Genomic DNA, 17,800 nt, shown 5'->3' on the forward strand with positions numbered 1-17,800 from the left:
TATCAGCGATCCACGTCTGCCATCACGAAATCAATGCTGCCCAGGTGGGCAATGAGATCCGGAACAAAACCACCTCGAATCACCGACGGTATCTGCTGCAGGTGCGGAAAACTCGGTGTACGAATACGGGTGCGGTAACTCATGGTGTTGCCGTCACTGGTCAGGTAGTAACTGTTGATACCCTTGGTGGCCTCCACCATCTGCAGGGACTCCTGGGGTTTGAGCACCGGCCCCCAGGACACCTGCAGGAAGTGGGTGATCAGGGTTTCGATATGCTCCAGCATGCGCTCCCGGGGTGGTGGCGTGGTCAGCGGATGGTCCGCCTTGTAGTCACCGGCGGGCATGTTGTTCACACATTGCTGGATGATCTTCAGGCTCTGGCGCATCTCCTCGATGCGCAGCTGGCCCCGGTCGAATACATCGCCGTTGTGGCCCAGGGGCACCTCGAAATCGAACTGGTCATAGCCGGAATAGGGCCGCTGCTTGCGCAGGTCGAAGTTGCAGCCGGTCGCCCGCAGATTAGGCCCGGTAACGCCCCACTCCAGGGCTTCGGTGGTACTGAAGGCAGCCACATGGCGGGTGCGATCGCGCACGATGGCGTTTTCCATCATCGCGCGCTCATACTCCCGCAGCCGTGCCGGCATCCAGTCCAGAAAGCCCTGCACCAGCTTCTCCCAGCCCTGGGGGAGGTCCTGCATGACCCCGCCAATGCGGTACCAGGCCGGGTGCATACGAAAGCCGGTTATACCTTCAATGACCTCATAGCCCCGCTGCCGGTCACTGAAGGTGTAGAACACCGGGGTCATGGCCCCCAGATCCTGTAGATAGGTACCCAGAAACAGCAGGTGGCTGGTAACACGGAACATTTCCGCCATCATCACCCGGATCACCTTTACCCGGTCCGGCACCTCAATACCCGCCAGCTTTTCCGCAGCCAGCACATAAGGCAGGTTGTTCATCACCCCGCCGGTGTAATCAATGCGATCGGTGTAGGGAATAAAGCTGTGCCAGGACTGGCGCTCGGCCATCTTCTCCGCACCCCGATGGTGGTAGCCGATATCCGGCACACAGTCGACAATTTCCTCACCGTCCAGCTGCAACACGATGCGAAAAGCGCCATGGGCAGAGGGATGATTGGGCCCCAGGTTCAGGAACATGAACTCGACCCCGTCACGTTCCCGCTGCATCCCCCAGGCTTCCGGCTCGAACTGCATGGCCTCCTGCTCGGTCTGCTGTCCCTCCACTGTCAGGGTATAGGGATCGAACTCGGTGGCCCGCGCCGGGTAGTCCTTGCGCAAAGGATGGCCGGACCAGGTCGGCGGCATCAGGATACGCGCCAGGTGGGGATGACCGGCAAAGGTGATACCGAACATGTCCCAGACTTCCCGCTCATACCAGTTAGCCGCAGGGAACACCCCGGTCACTGTGGGCAGGCTCAGGTCATCCTCCGAAAGCGCAACTTTCAGCATGATGTCTGCATTGCGGGTGACAGAAAGCAGTTGGTAGAACACCGTGAAGTCGGCCGGCGGCAGACCCTCGCGATCATTGCGAACACGCTCATCGGTCGCCGAGAGGTCGTAGAGCAGGTCAAAGGGCGCTCTCAGGCTTTTCAGGTAGCCGAGCACATCCGTCACCGCATCCCGGGTCACCCAGACCACGGGCATACCGGTGAAAGTGTGCTGCTCGTGGAGCACACGGTCACCGAAATCCCTTCTCAGGGCGCCGGCCAGATTGTCACCGGTAGCGTCCGGGTTACTGATGCTCTCCATGTTCATGGTCGTATTTCAACTCCTGAAAATCAGTGGTGAAACGACAGCGAACGGCGTCAGAGTTTGTCGGGTGTCCTCAGTTCCGTGGCCTGGATACGCTGATCACGCCATTTTTCCCGCTGGGAAGGCATCTCGGCTCGGTAGACGCCCTGCTCCCCCAATACCCAGGATAGCGGCCGGCGCTCCTCCTGGATTGAGTCCTGCAGAAGCCGTAAGCCCTGCAGAAAAGCCTCAGGGCGAGGCGGGCAACCGGGAACATAGACATCAACCGGCAGGAATTTGTCGACGCCCTGAACCACCGAATAGATGTCGTACATGCCACCGGAATTGGCGCAGGAGCCCATGGAGATGACCCACTTGGGTTCCAGCATCTGGTCGTAGAGTTGCTGGATGACCGGCGCCATCTTGATAAAACAGGTACCGGCGATGACCATGAAATCCGCCTGCCGGGGCGAGGCCCGGATCACTTCCGAGCCGAAGCGCCCGATATCATGGGGCGACGTAAAGGCGGTGGTCATCTCCACATAGCAGCAGGACAGCCCGAAGTTGTAGGGCCAAAGGGAGTTTTTACGGCCCCAGTTGACCGCGGAATGGAGCACCTCGCTCAGTTTGCCGGTAAACACATTGCGCTCAAGCTGGCGCTTGACCGGGTCCTCAGCCGGCTCCTGCCGTTGCACCGGATAGCGGGTGCTGCCTTCTGTCTTCTGCTCTGCACTGGTCAGGGTATAGGACATATGGCTCTCCATGCAGTGGACTCAGCGGTGAAGCCACCGACGGCCCACGCATCTATCAGGAACGTTGGATCAGCCTGCCGGATGACGGGGCCTGCCGCTGGATGATTCCGGCGCCCAGTCCAGGGCGCCGGTACGACTGTCATATAGCAGACCGGCCAGCAGGATCAGGATAAAAACTGCTGCGCCCCAGAACCCGGTCCAGCCCACGTCAGGGATGACAATGGCCCAGGCAAACAGGAACACAGCCTCGATATCAAAGATCACGAACAGCATCGCAACGAGGTAGAACTTGACGGAAAAGCGCTGACGGGCATGGCCAGTACCGACAATGCCTGACTCGAAAGGAAGCGGTTTACTGACACCCTGGCTGCGCCCACCCAGTAGGCTCGAAGTGCCCACCATAGAGGCACAGAGGCCCAGTGAGGCTATAATAAAAAAGCCCGTAGCCCAATAGCGGGCCACCAGATCGGTGACAGTGTCAGCCATGCGCTCTCCATGGCAGCAAGCACGCTGCCGTCGGGAAACCGGTAGTGCTTCAGAATGCAGCTCTATTTAAAAACCTAACAGTGGATTGACGATTGCGCAAATAATGGTCGTGGCGCGGTTCAACCACCCAGCATTCGAAGGACGCAGGAATTAATGCTAAGTTCATAACACATTCAACAGAGACGCAGAGGATATAATGGCCAAAGGTACTCAGTGCATAGTGGTCGCTTGTGACGGCTCAGAACAGTCCATTCACGCGGCAAAAACAGCAGCCGATCTGGCTAAAGCCACCGGCCATCCGCTCAGACTCCTGTCTGTTTTTCCGGGTTCAAAGGCACAGAAGCTGATTATCAGTGGCGTAAGGCCTGATGAACTTGAGAAAAAAGAAGAAGAGTACGCGCGTAAGGTGTTCGATGCCGCCAGAGAAGCCGTGAGTGACAAAGCGGAGCCCAAGGAAGTGATTCTCCTCAGAGGTAATCCTGCCGAGGAAATCATCGAATACCTGGAAGAAAATCCGGGGGCTCACATGGTCTTGGGAAGACGCGGCCACTCACTGGTTCGCAGCCTCACCCTGGGCAGCGTAAGCGAAAAGGTAGTCCGGCATGCCAATGGGCCGGTTACCGTAGTAAGCGAATAACATCGATTCTGGTCCGGGGCATGGAAGCCCCCGCCAGCAGAAACGCGGGGACCAAGGGCAATCGTCCTCGTTCAGGCTGGGCACAACTGGTGGCTCAGGCCGTACTTTTCCAGAATTTCACACATATGGCCGCTAGGCACAGGCATGTCTACACTTTGTAGTATGTCTCATTCCAATGGTCGTGATCTGATGCACAGCGGTTCACTCCGCCGGTTTGGCGGCTACCTGCGAACAGGATGGACTTCACCGCGCCGGATCCGGTTCTGGCTGCTTGTGTTGGTCGTTCTGTACACCCTGCTGGGTTTTTTTGCGCTGCCCTGGATCATCCAGTACGTCGCAGTGAACACTGCCCAAGAAGATTTTGGGCGCGAACTGCGCATAGAGTCGGTACAGACCAACCCCTACACACTGACACTCCGGATCGACGGACTTGCACTTGATGATATCGACAACCGGCAACTGCTCGGCTGGAACCGGCTCTTCATTGATCTTGCCTGGTCGAGCACCATCGACAGAGCCTGGATCTTCGAAACAATCCAATTCGACAAACCACTGGTTCAGGAAGAACACTTCGCCTCGGGCGAAACCCGCCTCTCCAGGCTGGCCGCCCAGCCACCTGATAACCCCCGGGCCGAAGATGAGCCTGCGCCATTGCCTGCGCTACGGATCAACGAGCTGTACCTTAATGACGGCATTCTGCGCTTCGCTGACAATCTGGAGACCACGGCGGCTAACACTGACAAGCCGACACAGGTGTCGCTGGCACTGCGGGATATCGGAGTATCCATCAAGGAGTTCGAGCTGAGAAAAGGGACGCGCTTTCCTCTGCACCTGAAAGGACAGCTTGAAGGAGGCGGCATGCTGACCTTTGACGGTACGCTTCAACTCCTGCCCACCGCCGCCCTGGCAGGCAGTGCCCGTATCGATGAGCTGGCACTGATGCAGGTCGCCCCCTACCTGCAGCAGTTCGTGGACGTAGAGCTCGGTAGCGGGACACTGACCCTGAACGGCCAGATTCACACAGATGCCCAGCAACCCTTTGCATTCCAGGGCTCCGCTGGGATCAGCGCACTGAGCATCAGCGAGGGCCCCAATGACGAGCCACTCATCGGGTGGCGAAGCCTTCAGACCGAACAACTTGACCTGCGCCTCAAGGAGGGACAGCTTGAGACCGACTCCATCATCCTCGACGGTCTGACTGGCCGGGTAGTTATCCATGAGGACCAGACCACCAACTTCGGGCAGATCATGGCGAAGCCCCCGGGCGACGCCGAGGATAATGAAGCAGCAGCGGCCACAGACGAGGAAACCGCCCCATTCGGTATTGCCATTGAAAGTATTGAGCTGACCGACGGCGCCCTGCGGTTTGCGGATTACTCACTGCCGCTGCCCTTCTCGACAAGCATCCACACGTTGAGCGGCAAGATATCAACGTTGAGCTCTACCTCGGCCGAGCCTGCACGGGTGAAGCTGGAGGGCCAGGTTGCAGAGTTCGGCCTGGCGCACGTAGAGGGCGCCGTCCATGCCTGGCACCCCATGCGCCAGACCAATGTGCAGCTGAAGTTCCGCAATCTTCAGATCCCGGAATACTCCCCCTACACAGTGGACTTCGCCGGTCGCAAGATCGCGGGGGGCACCATGGATCTTGATCTCGACTACACAGTCAGGGAAAAGCAACTCGAAGGACAAAACAAGTTGGTGCTCAAGGACCTGAAACTTGGTGAAAAGATGGCGTCCAGCGACGCCATGGACCTGCCACTGGACCTGGCCATAGCCCTGCTCCAGGACAGCGACGGTGTTATTGATCTCACCCTCCCGGTGACCGGGAATGTCGGCGACCCGGAATTCGACTTCAACAAGGTCATTCGCCAGGCCCTGGGAAACGCCATTATGTCTGTCATCAAGGCGCCCTTCAGCTTTCTGGCAGGACTCGTGGGCGCAGAGTCAGAGGACCTTGGCAAGGTTGAATTCCCGGAAGGTCGCACCGACCTGCTCCCTCCCCAACGCGAGCGCATAGCCAGGCTCCGTGAGGCGCTCAACAAGCGCCCGGCACTGGTCCTGGAACTCGCCGGCCCCTTCAGCCGCACTTTTGACGGCCCGGCCCTGCGGCGCGAGAAAGCCATCAAAGACCTGCGGCAACGCCTGGAGAAGGCGGGCCGCGAAGTCGCGGAGCCCAGCCTGACGGCTGAGTCCAGCCAGGGCATTGTCGAGACGATGTTTAGCACGTATTACCCGGAGGCTGACCTGGAGACCGTCCGGGCGCGTTTCACTGAAAAACAGAATGAGTCATCCGACGGAACGGGGTTGGACGCCCTGGCCTATCGCAACTACCTCGCCGAACGGGTCACCGCCGCACAACCCGTTAAAGACGATGAGCTCGAAGCCATCGCCAACGCCCGCGCCTCAGCGGCACGGGACGCTCTGGTCAAGCCAAGTGGGGATACCGGCATTGCAGACGACCGGGTTCGCCTGCTGGAGCCAAAAGAGATCGACTCCGTCGCCGGAGACCGCATTGCCATGGAAGTTGGCATCAGTGCGCGTTGATTTACATAAGCTTCAGGATATCCCTTACTGATTTCCTGAATCCATTGAGTTGTGATCTCATGGTCTGAACCTCAAGATTCAGTCTCTGAAAAATCTCGGATTTTTTCTGGTCGAAATCATCTCCTGACAGACTGCTCAGTTCGTTGCCATATACATACATTTTTTCTGTGATGCCCCTCAGGCCATCGACAACCAGGCTTTCGCCATTGGCCAAATCTCTGATCAGGTCTTCCACAGCCTTTATCTGCCCTATATTTATAGAGCCCCTAATGGAAGAAAACACCTCATCGAATCGATCTGCCAGCCCATAAAGACCTGCACAGATCTTGAATTCATTGTAGGAACTCATCAGATTGCTCGATGCCCCCTGGAGATGATCAATCAATTCCTGGTCAGGGATAATTCTTTTAGTGCCATCGATATACAGTATGGCCAACTCGATAGCTCTTTCCATCTCCGTTTGCACTGAGAGAACGACCTCTCTTATCTCTTTCCTGTTCTCACGGTTTTTCTTTGGGAGGGTGACAACGAGATCGGAAAGAGCATCAATGATTTTATCAAGCAGTAACATAAAACCCCCTTACCTGTTGTTGTAGAGCATCCTCTCCGCTCTGGCGGTTGCCCGCCTGGCGGGAACGCAACCGAGCACTACAAAGGAGACGGTTCATGGAACTTTTACGATAGCACCACCACCATTGTTGTGGAATCGATCTGTACTCCCCCTTGAAATGCCTTCCCCACAACCAGACATCTCAAGTAGAGGCCAACTCCCGGAAAGCGGTTCAACAGTGGCTGAACAGTTACAACGGAACAAACCTGGAGGCACAACATGGCTGACTACTGTGTTATTGCAGCAGAACTGGCGAAAGCCCGGATTTTCACACTGGAATCCTCTGAAACACCGGAATTGGAAAGGTCTCCATACCTGACTGAGCGTAAGACGCTCTCCAACCCGGAGCACAAGGCACATGAGAGTGAGATCTGGAGCGACACCCGTCGCGGGGCGAATCGCGAGCATCAGGGGGCCCAGATTGCAGGCCAGACCACGGGTATACCTCACCACAATTACGACGAGCACCGCGACCAACGCGAGCATCGGGCCAACCGGCAGTTTGCCAAAGATATCGTGGCCGACCTTAAGCAGGTCATCCGCGAAAAAAACGTAAGCCGTCTGATACTCTGTGCCGAAAGCCAGATGCTTGGAATCCTGAGACCGGAGCTCAAGGCCCTTCCAACAGACGAGGTAACGCTAACAGAGGTCGACAGGGATCTCGCGAACCTTCCGCCTCATGAGCTACATTTCAAACTGGCGGAGGATGGCTTCCTGCCCCGGGAAAAGCGGCCCAGCGTGGGCGGGCCATGATCGCTTACAAGGGCAAGGTGACGCTTTGCCCTTCGCCCCTCAATGCCCGGAATGGTCCATTCCGGGCTCCTTTTTCTGCATACCACCATCCAGCGGTTTGACATCCAGCCTGATGTCCATGTCCGCAGCACCCTCGAAATTCAGGGTCAGGGGAATGCTCTCCCCCTCTTTCAGCGGGCTTTGCAGTTTTTCCAGCATCAGGTGGTAGCTGTGGGGTTTGAGTTCCACGGTTTCACCGCCGGGGATGGTCAGGCCTTCTTTGAGCGGGCGCATGCTCATGGTGCCGTTTTTCATGGTGCTTTCGTGGATGGATACGCTCTTTGCCCTGGAGGTACTGGCATCAATGAGGGTCACGTCGCTGTCACCATGGTTGGTGATCGCCATGTAGCCAACCCCCATGGGGACGCCCGGCGGTGTTGGGCGGCTCCAGGGGTAATCGATGGCGATCTTGCCTTCGGTGTATTCCTGAGCCAGTGCGGTAGTGGAGAGTGTGCCTGCCAGGAGGCTGAGGCCCAACAGTGCATGGGCGGCCAGTGTGGTGAGTGTTTTCATGGAGCCTCGCTTTATGGTTTTGTCATCACTAGGTTGGGAGAAGGAATGGATATAGTGTCACTTTCACCGCCCCTGATGACAAGTGTTACCGATGGCCCTGCATCCGGTGTTTTCCATTCGGGCACCAAAACTGAAAGTGTCGGTCATACCAGCGGATACGGAAATACCTTCCACTAAAAAGACCAGCTTAACCATAGACGCCACGCAGGGGTGAATAGATGAACGCCATGAACATTCTCAAGCAGTTGATGAACCAGACGTCTGGTAGCCAGCCCGGTACCGGTGGAGGCTTCGGAGGTGTCGACGTTAAAAGCCTGCTTGGCGGCGGTGCTGTCGGGCTGATGCTGGGGTCGAAGCGCGGCCGGAAAATGGGTGGCACGGCGCTGAAATACGGTGCCGCGGCGGGAATTGGTGTGCTGGCGTGGAAGGCCTATCAGAACTACCAGGCGCAATCGTCCGGGCAGGTAAGCGACAACGCCCGGCAAGGCCAGCCCCTGGAACAGCTTCAGGGCAACGAACAGGAACAAAGGGGCCTGGAAATACTGCAGGCCATGATCATGGCGGCTCGGGCCGACGGCCATATCGATGCCAATGAGCGCGCACTGCTTACTCAGGAGATCGAAAAACTCGGACCGGATGACGAATTGCACGCCTGGATCCAGCAGCAGTTCGACGCCCCTCTGGACGCCAATGCCCTGGCCCGCAGCGCAGACTCACCCCAGGCCAGCCGCGAAATCTACATCGTCAGTGCGGTAATGATCGACGATCAGAATCCTATGGAACGGGCGTGGCTGGACCAGCTGGCAAACGCCCTCAGACTGGAACCAGGCCTTGCCCGGGAGCTGGAACAACAGGTTCAGGTTGCCGCGCGCGTATAACCCGGCATCCTACGCACAAAGGGCGATCAGTCATCCCAGTTGTGATACTGGTTGCCCTGCCGCAACAGCCAATAGGTAACACCTAGCGCCAGTGTGGTGGCGGCAATACCGATCAGGTACATGGGAGTCAGTGTTTCGAAATCCAGCACGATGACTTTCCGGGCAATGGCCATAAGCGCGGTAGCGACAACCAACTGCACAGGAAAGACATTGGTACCAAGATAGAGCCGTATATTAATAAAGATTTCTACGGCGATCAGCACTGCCATAAACGCCCCGAACGTATAGAAAATATCGTTGATATTCAGCAGCAGGAAAGGCGGCGTAATCAGTCTGTCGTAGATAATGTAAACAACATCGCCAACGCCCCAGAGAATAACCGCGACCATAAGTACTGCAAGCACCCGAATCGCAAAGCGTATAACCCGGTGCAGGCTGCGAAAAAACGGATCGGGAAAATCAACCGGAAGCTCCTGATGCAGTTCGTGCCGCCTCTCCGGCGCTGGTGGCTGAGCAGGCGGTGCATCTTTATCGTGATCGGCCATTCGATTTCTCCGTTAAGCCCCGATGAATACTGCGAATCAGGCTTTTTTGACAAACTCAGACTTCAGTTTCATGGCACCAATGCCGTCGATCTTGCAGTCGATGTCGTGGTCACCTTCCACAAGACGGATGTTCTTTACCTTTGTGCCAACCTTTACCACGGAGCTGGAACCCTTGACCTTCAGATCCTTGATCACCGTGACCGTATCCCCTTCCTGAAGTTCATTGCCGTTGGCATCACGAACGGCCGAAACAGCCTCAGCAACAGCGGCTTCTGCCTCGCTCCACTCATGCCCACATTCAGGGCATACAAACTGAATGCCGTCTTCATAGGTGTATTGGGAGTTGCACTCGGGGCAAGGGGGAAGCTGGGACATGTCATTTCCTGTCAACTGAATGAGCGCAGGATTATATCACTACCTCTCCGGCGAAACCCTCGCCAGCACTGTCGGGTTATCAGACAGCGGCAGCGCGATCACCACTCCCTCGTTAGACGAAGGGAACACATCCGTCAGCGCCGTCACGTTCACCTGATGCGAAACCAGCACCACCGGCGGCCCGGGTTCCAGCTCATTAACAATCGCAATGGTCTGCCCAGTCTGCATCGACCCATCACCACGATTGCGGAAAAACGAATTCAGCGACGTCATCTCCTCCACCGGCCCAAGGTCCATTTCCCGCGCTGTTTCAAGGCACCGGCACCACTGACTGCTGAACACCCGCGCTTCGGTGATGCCATGCTCCGCCAGATACGGCTTCCAGGCACGAGCCTGTTCCCGGCCCCTGTCGTTCAGATTGCGCTGTGTGGAGCAGTCGTCGATTTTGAAGTTATCCGGGTCCCCGGTACCCGGCGCCAGGGCATGCCGCAACATCAAAACCGCCCGGCCCTCCCGGAGCGCTTCCCAGGCTTCTGACTCACCAGCCTGCGCGATACCCCCTGAAGTGAAACCAAGGCCAAGAACTAAAGCAAAGAATACAGTTGAAACGCTAGATATTTTCATTGATTTTCCTGCCTTTTAGTCTGGATTCCCCCTGCTATCGTGGATATCACTCCGCAGCCTGATCGCGCCCTTGGGAGGGGCTTTCCAAAAATGTTGGAGGCCATGGATGGCCGGAATCAAGCGCACAGGGAAGTGCTTGTAGCGGTTTTTGGAAAGCCCCTCCCAAGGGCGCAAGCCCGCCAAGTACAAGCTAATGGTAGTAATACGCGGGCCAACCCTACCAGGCTCACATCAACAAAAGGTAAACTCCCCCCAGAACCGAACCAAGAAGGAACCAGCCATGCCAATCTGGGTCGACGCCGATGCCTGCCCCGTGCCCATCCGGGAAATCCTCTGCCGCGCCGCCGCCCGCTGGCAGATAGACACCACCTTCATCGCCAACCATGCCATCAACCTGCCACCGAGCCCTTACATCAAACGCCGTCAGGTTCCCCAGGGCTTTGATGTGGCCGACAACGAAATTATGGACCAGATGCACAAGGGCGACCTGGTTATCACCCAGGACATCCCCCTGGCTGCCGAGGCAATCGAAAAAGGCGCGGATGTGTTCAACCCGCGGGGCCAGGCCTTTACCAAAGAGAATATTCGCCAGCGCCTGGCCATGCGCAACTTTATGGAAGAAATGCGAAACGCCGGCCAGGTAACCGGTGGCCCGGCGCCATTTGGCCAGACCGACCGTAAGGAATTTGCCGACAAACTCGACCGCTGGCTGCAACAGAACGCCCGTAAGTGATAATGATTCCATTTTAAAACCGGGACAAATCCGCTACCCTTCCCGCCTTTATGCCTGCAGCTTTCCAGGGAGAAAAGCGGAGTATGTCCTCTAACAGCCACAAAACCACCAGTAGCTTTGCCGCTCTCGGCCGACTCCTGCGCTACGCAAGAGGCTACCGCCGCCAGATCATTGCGGCGACCACCTGCTCCGTTATCAACAAGCTGTTCGACATCGCCCCGGAGATCCTCATCGGCGTCGCTATAGATGTAGTGGTGAACAAGGAAGAGAGCTTTGTGGCAGGCCTGGGCTTCGAGACCGCCCAGGAACAGATCACCATTTTGGCGGTTCTCACCTTCTTCATCTGGGCCGGCGAATCCGTATTCGAGTACCTGTTCCAGATCCTCTGGCGCAATCTCGCCCAACGCCTGCAGTCCGACCTGCGGCAGGATGCCTACGAGCACGCCCAGAAACTGGACATGAGCTTCTTTGAAGCCCGCAGTTCCGGCCAACTGGTCGCCACCATGAATGACGACGTCAACCAGCTTGAACGGTTCCTGGACGGCGGCGCCAACGCCATGATCCAGGTACTGGTGACGGTGGTTGCCGTTGGGGCGGTATTCTTCGTGTTGTCACCACTGATTGCCCTGCTGGCGTTCACGCCCATTCCACTGATCATCTGGGGCGCCTTTTACTTCCAGCGCAAGGCCGGCCCGCTGTATGCCGATGTGCGTGAAAAGGTGGGCGACCTGTCCAGCCGCCTGGCCAACAACCTCGGCGGCATCGCCACCATCAAAAGCTTTACCGCGGAACAGCGTGAAGCCGAGCGCCTGAAAGCGTCCAGCGAAGCCTATGTTGAGGCCAACCGCAAGGCAATCCGCATCAGTTCGGCGTTTATTCCGGTGATCCGCATGGCGATTCTGGCGGGCTTCCTGGCCACCTTTACCGTCGGGGGCATGATGGCACTGGAAGGCACCCTGAACGTTGGCGCCTATGGCGTTCTGGTGTTTCTGACCCAGCGTCTGTTGTGGCCATTGACCGGCCTCGCGGAAGTGATCGACCTGTTTGAACGGGCCATGGCCAGCACCCGTCGCATTCTCGACCTGCTGGCCGAGCCGGTGCATGTCCGTGATGATTCTGACGAAACGCTGGCAAAACCGGTAAAAGGCGAAGTCACCTTCGACAATGTGAGCTTCCACTACCCCTCCAGCGGCGCCGGTGTTGACGGTATATCGGTTCAGGTACCGGCCGGAAACACCCTGGCACTGGTAGGCGCAACCGGTTCCGGAAAGTCGACACTGATCAAGTTGCTGCTGCGGTTTTATGATCCAACAGGCGGCCAGATTCGCATCGACGGGCAGCCCATTCAGTCTGTCAGCCTCAAGTCCCTGCGGGAAGCCATCGGGCTGGTGAGCCAGGATGTGTACCTGTTCGAGGGCAGCATTCGCGACAACCTCGCCTATGGTTACCCCGGCGCCAGCGATGAGCAGATCATCGAGGCAGCAAAAACCGCCGAAGCCTGGTCTTTCATCGAGGCGCTGCCGGAAGGCCTGTCGACGGCGGTGGGTGAACGGGGGGTAAGGCTCTCAGGTGGGCAACGCCAGCGCCTGTCCCTTGCCCGCGCATTGCTGAAAGACCCGCCGATTCTGGTACTGGATGAAGCCACCAGTGCCGTCGACAACGAAACCGAAGCAGCCATACAGCGCTCCCTGAAACGCATCGGCCATAATCGCACCGTGATCATGATCGCCCACCGTCTCTCTACCATTGTGGACGCAGACACCATAGCTGTGGTTGACGGTGGCCGTATTCGGGAATCCGGGCGTCATGAAGACCTGCTGGAGAACGGCGGCGCCTATGCTGCTCAGTGGCGGGTGCAGACCGGCCAGGCATAACGTCTGGCCACGGCCGTCCAAAAACACCAGAGATGTATTGATAGTAATTCGCATTTAGATTATTCTGCAGGCCCTCAGAATTACGGGAGCCTGCATGTCTGCGTTCTTCGAAGTATCCAGCCTGGGTGTGAACATTGGCGACACCTCGATCCTCCGGAACATCAACATTCAATTCCGCGAGGGCGAGGTTACCGCCCTGCTCGGCCACAACGGCTCCGGCAAGTCCACCCTGCTGAAGGTCCTGGCGCGACAACTGGCCCCTACCACAGGCGATGTCAGCCTGCTCGGTATCTCCTTCCGCACCACCGGGGCGCGGGAATTTGCACGCACCGTTGGCTATCTGCCCCAGCATCCGCCGGGCACTGACGGCCTGACCGTAAGGGAGCTGGTCGCTCTTGGCCGTTACCCTTGGCGTGGCCCCCTCGGACGCTACAACGAGGAAGACCACCGGCTGATCGATCAGGCGATCAGGGACACCGAACTTGAGCCGTTCCAGCACCGTTCCGTTGACACACTTTCCGGAGGTGAGCGCCAGCGGGCCTGGGTGGCCATGCTGCTTGCACAGCAGACCCGCTGCCTGCTGCTGGATGAGCCCATCTCTGCTCTGGATGTGAAACACCAGGTGGAAACCCTGCGTCTGGTCCACCGCCTGGCGGAAGAGAGGGAGCTCACGGTGATTGTGGTGCTGCACGATGTGGACCTGGCCGCCCGTTTCTGCGACCGGTTGGTGGCCCTCAAATCCGGACAGCTGATCGCCGACGGCAACTCCCGGGAGATCATGGACTCGGGGATACTGGAATCCATCTATGGTGTGCCCATGGGCGTAATGGAGCGGGCTCCGGGGCAGTGGGTCTCCTATGTCCACTAAGCGTCACCTCCGAAGCGGTGTTGCGCTGCTGCTCACGGGCATTCTCTCACTAACGGCCAGTGCCGAAACCTGGCAACACGAGTACGGCACCCTCACTCTGGACGAACCCCCAAAGCGCATCATCACCCTGAACTGGGCAGCCACCGAAGCCGTCCTGCTGCTGGGCGAAACCCCGGTGGGTGTGGCGGATCGGGCTGGTTACGATGTGTGGGTGAAAGAGCCCGAGCTGCCGGAGGGAGTACACAATATCGGCACCCGCGTTGCCCCCAGCCTGGAGGCAATTGCCGAACTGGAACCGGACCTGATTGTCACCAGCGCTGAAATGGCCCCCGCCGCCGACCTTCTGGAACGGATTGCACCGACTTACGTCATCAGTGTTTACAGGAACGGCAGCCGGCCCTTCGAAAAGGCCGGTGAAATGCTGACCACACTGGGTGAAATGCTGGGCCGGGAAGACCGGGCCAGAGCCATTCTGGCGGATATCGAGCGGACCCTGGACACCCAGCGCCAGCGGCTGGAACAGGCAGGCATGACAGACAGGCCAGTTGCCCTGGTGAACTTCCTGGACGACCGCCATGTGCGCATTTACGCGCCCAACAGCCTGTACCAGTACGCCCTGAATGCCCTTGGGCTTGAAAATGCCTGGCCCCGGGAGGGCAACTTCTGGGGGTTTTCGGTTGTCGGGCTGGAAGCCATTGCGCCCTATCATGACAGCCGCATCGTGGTGATTTCGCCAATTCTGCCCGGCCTTGCCGACACTCTTGCAAATAGCCCGTTCTGGACGTACCTGCCAGCGGTCAGGCGCAACGAGGTCTACCAGATAGACGCTGTCTGGCCCTTTGGCGGTGTCTTTCCCGTGAAACGCCTGGCAACCATGCTGGCAGACACGCTGCTGGAAGGAGGCTCCGACAATGTTCGCTGATACCTCCAGACAGCCGGCCCCGCGCTTTGCCATTCCCGCAAAACTGCCCGTGGCGACGGTCCTTCTCTGGTTCGGGGCCCTGACTGCAAGCTCTGCCCCCTGGTTCGGCCAACTGGATGCCGGCGCGCTGATCTCTGCCTTCTGGACCTTTGACCCGGACAACTATTCGTCGGTACTGGCCCACTACAGCTGGGCGCCCCGTGTCTCCATCGCCATCCTGATCGGGTGCGGTCTGGGACTGGCCGGCGGTGTTACACAACAGGTGCTGGGAAATCCGCTGGCCTCCCCCACTACCCTGGGCGTAGAGGCCGGTGGCCAGTTCGGTGTCACTGTTGCCACGCTATTTGCTCCGGGGCTACTGGCATTCAGCCCGGATCTGGCAGCCATTGCCGGTGGCCTGCTGGCAATCGGAATGGTGATTGCACTGACCTGGAGGTTGGGTTTTTCTCCAGTGACCGTCATTCTGGCGGGGCTGGTCATCACTTTCTTCCTGGGCGCCATGAACATGGCATTCCTGCTACTCAAAGGTGAATGGCTGGGCAATCTCTTTATCTGGGGTGCAGGCTCGCTGGTTCAGAACAACTGGGGCCCGTTTCTGGAGCTGTGGCCCCGGGTGTTGGTACTGGCCGCTCTGATGTTGCTATTGATGCGGCCGCTGCAATTGCTGCAACTGGGGCAGACATCCGCCAGCTCCCTCGGCGCCAGCGTCGGACTTATTCGTGCACTGGCATTGTTTCTGGTGGTTCTGATGACGTCCACAGTAGTCAGCCGGGTTGGCGTGGTAGCCTTTGTGGGCCTGGCAGCGCCAGTACTGGCCCGACTGCTTGGTGCCCGCACCCTGGGTAGCCGTTTATTGTGGAGCACCCTGATGGGCGGCGGGTTACTGCTGCTGGCGGATACCCTGGCACATTGGGCTTCCACCTGGGGCGATGGTTCACTGGTGCCTACCGGAACCACCACCGCGCTGATCGGCGGCCCAGTCATCCTGCTGGCGCTTCAGAGTTTCAGGAACACCCATCATATGCCGGGACAGGAATCCAGCCCGGCAGGTTTTCTGCCCAAACGCCGCTCCCCCCTGGTTGTTTCCTGCATCGTCGTTGCACTGCTTGTGGCCACGGTGGTTGTTTCCATGGGCTGGGCTCCGGGACTGGAAAGCTGGCACTGGACGACGATAACCCAATGGGACGAGGCCTGGGTTTGGCGCGGCCCGCGGTTGCTGGCGTCCATACTCGCCGGCGTCGCGCTGGGGCTGGCCGGTACGCTGATTCAGAGGATGACAGGAAACCCCATGGGCAGCCCGGAAATGCTGGGCATCAGCGGTGGTGCTGCCCTGGTCATGGTATTGATTGTGCTCTCGGGAGCTGAAGTTAGCCGGGTTGGCCAACTGGGCGCCGCCACCCTTGGGGCCGCTGGTGCCCTGGGGTTACTGATTCTGCTCGCCCGCAAACACCGGTTCGCCGGCAACCAGCTTCTGCTTGGGGGCCTGGCCCTGTATGTCTTCATGGACGCCGGACTACGGCTGGTAATGGCCTCTGGCGGTACCGTGGCCTCGCAACTGCTGAACTGGATGTACGGTTCTACCTGGCTGGTCTCAGAGAGTGAGGCCTTCGGCCTGACGGGTTTCATGGTGCTGGTCTGCGGCCTGTTGCTGTTGATTGTGCGGCCGCTGACCATTCTGCCCCTGGGTGACACCGCTGCCTCTTCCCTTGGGCTGCCGGTTGCCAGAGCACGCCTGCTGTTGCTGTTTCTGGCAGCGCTGCTTACCGCCTCTGCCACGGTGGTGATTGGCCCATTGAGCTTTGTAGGATTGATTGCACCACACCTGGCTCGGGTACTGGGGCAGCAGACCGTGGGCCGACAAATGATTGTGGCAGCGCTGGTGGGTGGCCTTCTGCTCGCTGTGGCGGATTTCCTGTCACGGGTTGTGGTGTTTCCCAACCAGTTGCCCGCTGGCCTGCTGGCTGCGCTGGTAGGCGGCATCTATTTCCTGTGGGGATTGAGCCGCCATGGCCGATAGTGAGCACCCCTGCGCCAGGGGCGCCTGGGCCGAACGCTACGCCCGGCTCCTGGAGTCATCCGGGCTGGACCGGGACGCCATTCTTACCCAGGCTCTTCAGCCCTCCTGCCATGACCACCGTGGCCTCTTTTCTCTGGCGCACTGTCTGCAGGAACCGGCGCTACTCATCGAACAGGTGAAGTGCGATTACCCGCACGCCGCAGATTCCCGCGCAATCCGGGCCCAGGTTTCCGTGCTTCAACAGGATCTGGCGCTAAACGTTATTGCCCCACTAACATTGAGGCTGTTCCTGGATGGCCAGGCTCCCCTGCCCGATCCCCGCCATGTCTTTCTTGCCCCTGCGGGGTGTGGAGAGGCAGCCACCTCACGCTGGTTCCGGATGCCAGGAGCGCACGCCGCCAATGAAGACGAGTTTGTACAGTCACTCGGAAAGCAGACGAGTGACTGGTATCCCGTATTCAGGCAAAAACTGGGGGTTAGCCCTGGAGCCTACTGGAGCAGTATCGGGCTTGGGCTGGGTGCGCCATTCTCGGCAGTGTGGAATCTTGCAGAGCCTGCGGCCGTATGTGATCTGGCGCAACGCTGGCTCGGGGAGTTCAGCAACGATGCCAACCAGTTCATCGACTGGATTCCGGCGGTGTTCGGTGGGCAGACCACAGCCATTCCGCAACGGAAGGGATGCTGCCTGAAGTATCTGTTACCCGAGGGTGGTTATTGCGGCACCTGTGGTGTCTATCGCAAGGAGCGACTGGACGCCCTCAGGCACCAACAGCCAGACCCAGGGCCAGGCCAATGGCAACCAGGCCGATGACCGCGCCGGCACCTGCAGCCAGCTTTAGTCCTTCAATCATTTCCTGTTCGGGCGTCATTCCTTTTCCT

Annotated in this window: 18 protein-coding genes; 10 read left to right on the forward strand and 8 right to left on the reverse strand. The window is 58.6% G+C overall.

Features of this window, described 5'->3' with window-relative positions; all coding sequences use genetic code 11:
• Nucleotides 1–2: 2 nt before the first annotated feature.
• The 3 genes from nuoC to ndhC form a co-directional block, all read right to left on the reverse strand.
• Complete coding sequence (gene nuoC / locus QPM17_RS05030) at nucleotides 3–1,775, reverse strand: NADH-quinone oxidoreductase subunit C/D (RefSeq protein ID WP_285389299.1); 1,773 nt, start codon at nucleotides 1,773–1,775, stop codon at nucleotides 3–5.
• Nucleotides 1,776–1,825: 50 nt separating this feature from the next.
• The gene (locus QPM17_RS05035; RefSeq protein ID WP_285389301.1) at nucleotides 1,826–2,503 is read right to left on the reverse strand and encodes an NADH-quinone oxidoreductase subunit B; all 678 of its coding nucleotides are present in this window, start codon (nucleotides 2,501–2,503) and stop codon (nucleotides 1,826–1,828) included.
• A 69-nt stretch (nucleotides 2,504–2,572) separates the two neighbouring features.
• The gene (gene ndhC, locus QPM17_RS05040; RefSeq protein ID WP_285389302.1) at nucleotides 2,573–2,989 is read right to left on the reverse strand and encodes an NADH-quinone oxidoreductase subunit A; all 417 of its coding nucleotides are present in this window, start codon (nucleotides 2,987–2,989) and stop codon (nucleotides 2,573–2,575) included.
• Nucleotides 2,990–3,185: 196 nt separating this feature from the next.
• On the opposite strand from ndhC, the gene QPM17_RS05045 reads away from it, so the two are divergent.
• Together QPM17_RS05045 and QPM17_RS05050 are read left to right on the forward strand one after the other, a co-directional pair.
• Entirely contained in the window at nucleotides 3,186–3,626 is a 441-nt protein-coding gene (locus QPM17_RS05045) for a universal stress protein (RefSeq protein ID WP_285389303.1), read from the forward strand.
• A 144-nt stretch (nucleotides 3,627–3,770) separates the two neighbouring features.
• Nucleotides 3,771–6,170, forward strand: a complete 2,400-nt coding sequence (locus tag QPM17_RS05050; RefSeq protein WP_285389305.1) for a DUF748 domain-containing protein — start codon at nucleotides 3,771–3,773, stop codon at nucleotides 6,168–6,170.
• A 1-nt stretch (nucleotide 6,171) separates the two neighbouring features.
• Here QPM17_RS05050 and QPM17_RS05055 read toward each other — a convergent pair whose 3' ends face one another.
• On the reverse strand, nucleotides 6,172–6,741 hold the full coding sequence (locus tag QPM17_RS05055; RefSeq protein WP_285389306.1) for a hypothetical protein: 570 nt from the start codon (nucleotides 6,739–6,741) through the stop codon (nucleotides 6,172–6,174).
• A 258-nt stretch (nucleotides 6,742–6,999) separates the two neighbouring features.
• Here QPM17_RS05055 and QPM17_RS05060 point away from each other — a divergent pair, with 258 nt between their 5' ends.
• Nucleotides 7,000–7,533, forward strand: a complete 534-nt coding sequence (locus tag QPM17_RS05060) for a host attachment protein (RefSeq protein WP_285389309.1) — start codon at nucleotides 7,000–7,002, stop codon at nucleotides 7,531–7,533.
• Nucleotides 7,534–7,572: 39 nt separating this feature from the next.
• Here QPM17_RS05060 and QPM17_RS05065 read toward each other — a convergent pair whose 3' ends face one another.
• Nucleotides 7,573–8,085 (reverse strand): copper chaperone PCu(A)C, encoded by a 513-nt coding sequence (locus QPM17_RS05065; RefSeq protein ID WP_285389310.1) that lies wholly within the window; start codon nucleotides 8,083–8,085, stop codon nucleotides 7,573–7,575.
• A 218-nt stretch (nucleotides 8,086–8,303) separates the two neighbouring features.
• Here QPM17_RS05065 and QPM17_RS05070 point away from each other — a divergent pair, with 218 nt between their 5' ends.
• Nucleotides 8,304–8,963, forward strand: coding sequence for a tellurite resistance TerB family protein (locus tag QPM17_RS05070; RefSeq protein ID WP_285389312.1), 660 nt, complete (start codon nucleotides 8,304–8,306; stop codon nucleotides 8,961–8,963).
• Nucleotides 8,964–8,989: 26 nt separating this feature from the next.
• Here the strand turns inward: QPM17_RS05070 and QPM17_RS05075 are convergent, their stop codons facing one another.
• From QPM17_RS05075 to QPM17_RS05085, 3 genes are read right to left on the reverse strand one after another with little or no spacing between them, the layout of a single operon-like run.
• Entirely contained in the window at nucleotides 8,990–9,508 is a 519-nt protein-coding gene (locus QPM17_RS05075; RefSeq protein ID WP_285389315.1) for a phosphate-starvation-inducible PsiE family protein, read from the reverse strand.
• Nucleotides 9,509–9,544: 36 nt separating this feature from the next.
• Nucleotides 9,545–9,883, reverse strand: a complete 339-nt coding sequence (locus QPM17_RS05080; protein WP_285389318.1) for a zinc ribbon domain-containing protein YjdM — start codon at nucleotides 9,881–9,883, stop codon at nucleotides 9,545–9,547.
• A 39-nt stretch (nucleotides 9,884–9,922) separates the two neighbouring features.
• On the reverse strand, nucleotides 9,923–10,507 hold the full coding sequence (locus QPM17_RS05085; protein ID WP_285389321.1) for a histidine phosphatase family protein: 585 nt from the start codon (nucleotides 10,505–10,507) through the stop codon (nucleotides 9,923–9,925).
• 280 nt (nucleotides 10,508–10,787) lie between these two features.
• Between QPM17_RS05085 and QPM17_RS05090 the strand changes: the two genes are divergently transcribed.
• From QPM17_RS05090 to QPM17_RS05115, 6 genes are all read left to right on the forward strand, one after another.
• On the forward strand, nucleotides 10,788–11,240 hold the full coding sequence (locus QPM17_RS05090; RefSeq protein ID WP_285389323.1) for a YaiI/YqxD family protein: 453 nt from the start codon (nucleotides 10,788–10,790) through the stop codon (nucleotides 11,238–11,240).
• 83 nt (nucleotides 11,241–11,323) lie between these two features.
• Nucleotides 11,324–13,114 (forward strand): ABC transporter ATP-binding protein, encoded by a 1,791-nt coding sequence (locus QPM17_RS05095; RefSeq protein WP_285389326.1) that lies wholly within the window; start codon nucleotides 11,324–11,326, stop codon nucleotides 13,112–13,114.
• A gap of 94 nt (nucleotides 13,115–13,208) precedes the next feature.
• Nucleotides 13,209–13,982, forward strand: coding sequence for an ABC transporter ATP-binding protein (locus QPM17_RS05100; RefSeq protein WP_285389327.1), 774 nt, complete (start codon nucleotides 13,209–13,211; stop codon nucleotides 13,980–13,982).
• Nucleotides 13,972–14,904: an iron-siderophore ABC transporter substrate-binding protein gene (locus QPM17_RS05105; RefSeq protein WP_285389329.1), complete on the forward strand. Its 933-nt coding sequence runs from the start codon at nucleotides 13,972–13,974 to the stop codon at nucleotides 14,902–14,904. The genes QPM17_RS05100 and QPM17_RS05105 overlap by 11 nt, the downstream gene beginning before the upstream one ends.
• Complete coding sequence (gene fhuB, locus QPM17_RS05110) at nucleotides 14,894–16,921, forward strand: Fe(3+)-hydroxamate ABC transporter permease FhuB (protein ID WP_285389332.1); 2,028 nt, start codon at nucleotides 14,894–14,896, stop codon at nucleotides 16,919–16,921. The genes QPM17_RS05105 and fhuB overlap by 11 nt, the downstream gene beginning before the upstream one ends.
• The gene (locus tag QPM17_RS05115) at nucleotides 16,911–17,732 is read left to right on the forward strand and encodes a (2Fe-2S)-binding protein (protein ID WP_285389334.1); all 822 of its coding nucleotides are present in this window, start codon (nucleotides 16,911–16,913) and stop codon (nucleotides 17,730–17,732) included. The genes fhuB and QPM17_RS05115 overlap by 11 nt, the downstream gene beginning before the upstream one ends.
• The last annotated feature ends 68 nt before the right edge of the window (nucleotides 17,733–17,800 follow it).

The sequence above is a fragment of the Marinobacter azerbaijanicus genome (assembly GCF_030250645.1).
GTDB classification, from domain to species: Bacteria; Pseudomonadota; Gammaproteobacteria; order Pseudomonadales; family Oleiphilaceae; genus Marinobacter; species Marinobacter azerbaijanicus.